At 61.1% G+C, this 6,566-nt stretch carries 5 protein-coding genes; 3 read left to right on the forward strand and 2 right to left on the reverse strand.

Going from position 1 to position 6,566, the window contains the following annotated elements:
* Window positions 1-166 precede the first annotated feature (166 nt).
* The gene (locus FFS13_RS18965) at window positions 167-2,074 is read right to left on the reverse strand and encodes a potassium transporter Kup (protein ID WP_137820616.1); all 1,908 of its coding nucleotides are present in this window, start codon (window positions 2,072-2,074) and stop codon (window positions 167-169) included.
* Between the two features lie 242 nt (window positions 2,075-2,316).
* Between FFS13_RS18965 and rimO the strand changes: the two genes are divergently transcribed.
* Together rimO and FFS13_RS18980 are read left to right on the forward strand one after the other, a co-directional pair.
* Window positions 2,317-3,645 (forward strand): 30S ribosomal protein S12 methylthiotransferase RimO, encoded by a 1,329-nt coding sequence (rimO, locus tag FFS13_RS18975; protein WP_137820618.1) that lies wholly within the window; start codon window positions 2,317-2,319, stop codon window positions 3,643-3,645.
* 107 nt (window positions 3,646-3,752) lie between these two features.
* Complete coding sequence (locus tag FFS13_RS18980) at window positions 3,753-4,112, forward strand: thiol-disulfide oxidoreductase DCC family protein (RefSeq protein ID WP_137820619.1); 360 nt, start codon at window positions 3,753-3,755, stop codon at window positions 4,110-4,112.
* Between the two features lie 9 nt (window positions 4,113-4,121).
* On the opposite strand, the gene FFS13_RS18985 is transcribed toward FFS13_RS18980, so the two are convergent.
* A complete protein-coding gene (locus tag FFS13_RS18985) occupies window positions 4,122-5,084 on the reverse strand; it encodes an integron integrase (RefSeq protein ID WP_137820620.1) in 963 nt (320 codons plus the stop codon).
* A 506-nt stretch (window positions 5,085-5,590) separates the two neighbouring features.
* Here FFS13_RS18985 and FFS13_RS18990 point away from each other — a divergent pair.
* On the forward strand, window positions 5,591-6,022 hold the full coding sequence (locus FFS13_RS18990; protein ID WP_137820621.1) for a hypothetical protein: 432 nt from the start codon (window positions 5,591-5,593) through the stop codon (window positions 6,020-6,022).
* Window positions 6,023-6,566 lie beyond the last annotated feature (544 nt).

Genomic DNA, 6,566 nt, shown 5'->3' on the forward strand with positions numbered 1-6,566 from the left:
ACTACTATCCAGCAGCAGAATACTGTGGCCATCGGAAAATATTCATCGCGCCGCTATGGGTAACCAGCCCAGGTAGAGCGAAGCTGCAAAACGGCTTAGCCTCCACAAACCTCATATCGGTGGGCCGAAGCCCGCCCTACGTGGCGGGTAGAGCAGCCCTGGTGGATCAGATTTCCACCTGGGTGCCCAACTCAATCACCCGGTTCAGCGGTAGATTGAAGAAGCGCAGGTTGCCGTTGGCGTTCTTCAGCAGGAAGGCGAACAGCCCCTCGCGCCAGCGCGCCATGCCGATGCGCTTGGTCGGGATCACCGTCTCGCGACTGAGGAAATAGGTGGTGCGCATCGGACTGAAGTCCAGCTCGCTTAAGTGACTCAGCTTGAGCGCCGCCGGTACGTCCGGCTCCTCCATGAAGCCGAAGTGCAGGATCACCCGGAAGAAGCCCTCACCATAGGCTCCCACCTCGAAACGCTGCTCCTCCGGTACCCGCGGGCTGTCCTCGGCCACCACCGTGAGCAGTACCACCTGCTCGTGCAGCACCTGGTTGTGCAACAGGTTGTGCAACAGCGCATGGGGCACCGCATCCGAGCGCGCGGTGAGGAACACCGCGGTGCCTTGCACGCGGTGCGGCGGCTGGGCGCGGATGCTGTTGATGAAGATCGGCAGCGGCAGCGCAGTCTCATCCAGGCGCTCGACGACGATCTGCCGACCGCGCTTCCAGGTGGTCATCAGGATGAACAGGGCAATACCGACTATCACCGGGAAGGCACCACCCTCGGGGATCTTCGGCACGTTGGCGGCGAAGAACAGGATGTCCACCAGGAGGAAACCGAGCAGTACCGGGAAAGCCAACCAGCGCGGGGTCTTCCACAGCAGCAGCATCACCGCCGCCACCAGCAGGGTGTCGATCAGCATGGTGCCGGTCACCGCCACCCCGTAGGCCGCGGCCAGCGCGCTGGAGGACCCAAAACCTATGACCAGCAGCACCACGCAGACCATCAGCGCCCAGTTCACCGCGCCGATGTAAATCTGCCCCTGCTCATGGCTGGAGGTGTGCTGGATAAACATCCGCGGCACGTAGCCGAGCTGGATGGCCTGGCGGGTCAGCGAGAAGGCGCCGGTGATCACCGCCTGCGAGGCGATGATGGTGGCCAGGGTGGCGAGCCCGATCATCGGCAGCAGCGCCCAGCTTGGCGCCAGCAGGTAGAAGGGGTTACGCGCCACTTCCGGATCGGCCAGGATCACCGCGCCCTGGCCGAAGTAGTTGAGCACCAGCCCCGGCAGCACCAGGGCGAACCAGGCGCGGTCGATCGGCTTGCGGCCGAAGTGGCCCATATCGGCATACAGCGCCTCGGCGCCGGTCAGCGCCAGCACCACCGCACCGAGGATGGTCACACCGATGCCCGGATGGGTGATAAAGAACCGCACGCACCAATAGGGGTTGAGCGCCTCCAGCACCTCCGGGCGCTGCAGGATGCCATAGACCCCGAGCGTGCCGAGGACGACGAACCAGAGCACCATCACCGGGCCGAACAGGATTCCGATACGCGCAGTGCCGTGCTTCTGGATCAGAAACAGACCGACCAGCACTATCAAGGATAGCGGCACCACCCAGTCTTCGACCCCCTGGTAGGCCAGCTGCAGCCCCTCCACCGCGGAGAGCACCGAGATCGCCGGGGTGATCATGCTGTCGCCGTAGAACAGCGCAGTACCGAACAGGCCGAGTAGCACCAGCAGCGTCTTCAGCCGCCGGTAAGGCAGGGCCGCACGCCGCGCCAGGGCGGTGAGCGCCATGACCCCGCCCTCGCCCTGGTTGTCGGCGCGCAGGATAAACAGCACGTACTTGATCGACACCACCCAGATCAGCGACCAGAAGATCAGCGAGAGGACGCCGAGCACCCCATCCTGGTTGGCCTGCACCCCATAATGGCCGGAGAAGACCTCCTTCAAGGTGTACAGCGGGCTGGTGCCGATATCGCCATACACCACCCCCACCGCGGCGACCATCAGGCCGATTGTCGATGATTTAGCCTGAGGTGCCGGCTCGCCAGCCGCCGCAGAAAGCGTCTTGGACATGCAGTAAGCTCCTGAACTGGATCGCGGACAGTGGTGCCACACGCATCTGCCCAAACTGGCCGGCTTTATACCCGATTATCCTGGCCCTAAGAAGCCGGCACGCTGCTCGACCGGCCGCCCTGAGCCTAGCCAAGCGGCATCTGCCGGACGGAGGCTGGTCAAGCGCGCGGCCTGCCGCTAGAATTGCGCACTTTTTGATCAGCGGCGCCACAAGCGTCCATCTCCAAAGCCTGAGGTTAGCCATGTCCACCGCCGCCACGCCGAAAGTCGGCTTCGTTTCCCTGGGTTGCCCGAAGGCCCTGGTCGACTCCGAACGTATCCTGACCCAGCTGCGCATGGAAGGTTACGAGGTCGTCGCCACCTATCAGGACGCCGACGTGGTGGTGGTCAACACCTGTGGTTTCATCGACACCGCCAAGGCCGAATCGCTGGAAGTGATAGGTGAAGCCATCGCCGAAAACGGCAAAGTCATAGTCACCGGCTGCATGGGCGTGGAAGAAAGCGCCATCCGCAACGTACACCCCAGCGTGCTGGCCGTCACCGGCCCGCAGCAGTACGAACAAGTGGTCAACGCCGTGCACGACGCCGTGCCGCCGAAACTCGACCACAACCCACTGATCGATCTGGTGCCACCACAAGGCATCAAACTCACCCCGCGCCACTACGCCTACCTGAAGATCTCCGAAGGCTGCAACCACAGCTGCAGCTTCTGCATCATCCCGTCGATGCGCGGCAAACTGGTCAGCCGCCCGGTCGGTGACGTCCTGGGCGAGGCCGAGCGCCTGGTCAAGGCCGGCGTCAAAGAGCTGCTGGTGATCTCCCAGGACACCAGCGCCTACGGCGTCGACGTCAAGTACAAGACCGACTTCTGGAACGGCCAGCCGGTGAAAACCCGCATGCTGGAACTCTGCGAGGCGCTCAGCACCCTCGGCGTCTGGGTGCGCCTGCACTACGTCTACCCCTACCCCAACGTCGACGATGTGATCCCGTTGATGGCCGCCGGCAAGCTCCTGCCGTACCTGGACATCCCCTTCCAGCACGCCAGCCCGAAAATCCTCAAGGCCATGAAACGCCCGGCCTTCGAAGACAAGACCCTGGCGCGCATCAAGAAGTGGCGCGAACAGTGCCCGGAGCTGATCATCCGCTCCACCTTCATCGTCGGCTTCCCCGGCGAAACCGAAGAAGACTTCCAATACTTGCTCGACTGGCTGACCGAAGCCCAGCTCGACCGCGTCGGCTGCTTCCAGTACTCCCCGGTTGAAGGTGCTCCGGCTAACGATCTGGATGCCGAAGTGGTGCCCGATGAAGTCAAGCAGGATCGCTGGGATCGCTTCATGGCCCACCAACAAGCCATCAGCGCCGCCCGCCTGCAACTGAAAGTCGGCAAGGACATCGAAGTGCTGATCGACGAAGTCGACGAGCAAGGCGCCGTCGGCCGCTGCTTCTTCGACGCCCCGGAAATCGACGGCAACGTCTACGTCGACAGCGACCAAGACCTCAAGCCCGGCGACAAAGTCTGGTGCCGCGTCACCGACGCCGACGAGTACGACCTCTGGGCCGAAACGCTCTGATCGCCTCCCTCTCCCCTCCTCTACACTCTCCCCCTGGGGGAGAGGGTTAGGGCGAGGGGCTCCCCTCCTCTACACTCTTTATTACCCCCACCCACCAAGCCACTCCCATGGCCAAACTCAAGGTCTACTACGACGGCGCCTGCCCGCGCTGCGTCGCCGATCGGCGCCGTTACCAGGCATTCAGCACCGATAGCGACGATCCGGTGGAATGGCTGGATATCAGCGGGCGCGACGAAGAGCTGCGGCGGATCGGCATCGACCCCTACCTGGCCCTGACCGAACTGCACGTACAGGACGAACAGGGCCGCATCCACCGCGAACTGGACGCCTATATCCTGCTGCTGGCCCGCACCCGCCGCCTCAAGCCCCTGGCCCGGCTACTCGCCCTGCCCGGGCTGAAGCCGCTGCTTTCCTGGTGCTATCGGCGCTGGGTGCTCCGCCGCCTAAGGCGCAGCGGCAGGCTTTGATGCGTCGGCTCAGCGATCCAACGGACTCACCACCCCCAATCCGCCACGGTTGAGCACATGGGTGTAGATCATCGTGGTCTTCACATCGGCATGGCCCAACAACTCCTGCACGGTGCGAATGTCCTGGCCGCTTTCCAGCAGGTGCGTGGCGAAGGAGTGGCGCAAGGTGTGTGGAGTTGCCAGCTTGCAAATGCCCACAGCCTGTACCGCACGCTTGAACGCCCGCTGCACGCGCTTCTCGTCGGCATGATGGCGACGCACTTTGCCACTGCGCGGGTCAACCGACAGCCCAGCAGCCGGAAAGGCGTACTGCCAGGGCCACTCCCACGGCGCACTCGGGTATTTCTTCTCCAGCGCAAAGGGCAAATACACATCACCGCGCCCGGCCTCCAGCTCCACTCGGTGCAAGGCCCGCACTACAGCCAGCTGCTGCTTGAGAGGCTGCACCAAGCGCTGCGGCAGCATTGTCACCCTATCCTTCATGCCCTTGCCGTCACGAATCAGGATTTCCCGGCGCGCGAAGTCGACATCCTTGACCCGCAAGCGCATGACCTCCATCAAGCGCATGCCCGAGCCATATAACAAGCTGGCGATCAACCACAACTCGCCCTGCAACTGCGACAACACCTGCTGCACCTCGGCGACACTCAAGACCACCGGCAAACGCACAGGCTTCTTCGCCCGCACCACCTCGCCAAGCCAGGGTAAATCAAGCCTGAGTACCTGCTTGTAGAGGAACAACAACGCCGCCAACGCCTGATTCTGCGTAGAAGCAGAAACATTGCGCCGCACCGCAAGATCCGAAAGAAATGCCTCAACCTCAGCCGCCCCCATCTCAGTGGGATGGCGATACTGATGAAACCGTATGAACTGCTTAACCCATTCGCAATAGACGTGCTCGGTGCGGATGGAGTAGTGTTTCAAGCGAATTTGATCACGCAGCTGATCGAGCAGCTTGGGCTTTCCGTCCATGGTGTATAACTCCTTTCAGCGGTCACCCGACCGCCACAATGTCCAGCCTAGTCAGGAATAGACGAGAGAACAAGGAATGTTATCCACCAAGCCCGTGAAAGCGTTATCACACCATTTGGTGTCTATTTATAGTTAGGCGCTGTTATTTATTGGTCGAGTACTCGTATGCACGGAAGCAGTAATTCATCATCACTCGCACTACTCGGCGTGGCTGTTGGCTTTCGTCCGTATCGGCGCGTAGTTGCGCTTTCCGACTTGCAGTTTGCTGGCTGGCTTTCGCGGCCCATCGCTGGCGCCATCGGCTTTTTCAGTACGCCGTTGCTGCGCGGGCAGCAGCTCTCAAGTTTGTTGCTCGCTCTCTGTGCACGACTCGGGGTAAATTCGGTGTCGCCTACTTACTCAGTGCTCGGCTTGGCCACACCGTCTAACAAACGGTTCAAGTCGTTCGCTGCGCTCACTGGGACCGCGTTCCGCGGCCCCTTAACCTAATCGTTAGGTATCACCCCATGCTTCTCTTACGCCGGGTCATCCTTTCAATACTGTTAGTGTCTTTTCTGTTGGTTGCCGCATTCCCCGGCATTGTTTATATCATCGGCATATACAGCGTTGACGGCCGCCCAGTTCCCGCCAATCCTGAAAGCTACAGTCAGGAGGCCATTGATAAAGCATGGAGTCAATGCCGAGAGGCGCTGCCTGTCGAGGTTAAACCTACTAATCCTTGGGCGGTCGCTAGTAAGTTCCTGCTTGGTAATCCACTTCGTACGACACCAGGAGAACGTGCCGCATGGCGAATTGCGAGCACCTATAATGCTGCTCATCGTATGGGCAACAATACCTGGTGGCATACGTCCGGTGCGGCACTAACCATCTGGGTTACTCGCCACTGGTCTGCTCAACAAATTGCGGCAACTCTGGTGAGGGACAATTTGTGCAAGTGAAACCTAACTAGTGGTTCAAGCCGTTCGCTTCGCTCACTCGGGACCGGCTGAAGCCGGCCCCTTAACCAAACGTTAGGCGCTGTTATTTTTCGGTCGAGTATTCGTATGCACGGAAGCAGTAATTCATCATGACTCGCATGGCCCAGAGTTGCTGACGGTCTTGGTCCGTGTCGGCGCGTAGTTGCGTTTTCCTACTTGCAGCTTGCTGGCTGGCTTTCGCGGCCCATCGCTGGCGCCATCGGCTTTTTCAGCACGCCGTTGCTGCGCGGGCAGCAGCTCTCAAGTTTGTTGCTCGCTCTCTGCGCACGACTCGGGGTAAATTCGGTGTCGCCTACTTACTCAGTGCTCGGCTTGGCCACACCGTCTAACAAACGGTTCAAGTCGTTCGCTGCGCTCACTGGGACCGCGTTCCGCGGCCCCTTAACCTAATCGTTGAGGCTGTAGAAAAACCTGCTGCCTGCCGCGGTGCCGGCTGATAATCTTCGACTCATTCAATCGCAGGGAGGCGCGGGCGCGATGCCTCGGTTCAAGACCGTTCACAAGG

This window comes from Pseudomonas sp. 2FG (genome assembly GCF_005502935.1).
In the GTDB taxonomy this organism is placed as follows: domain Bacteria; phylum Pseudomonadota; class Gammaproteobacteria; order Pseudomonadales; family Pseudomonadaceae; genus Aquipseudomonas.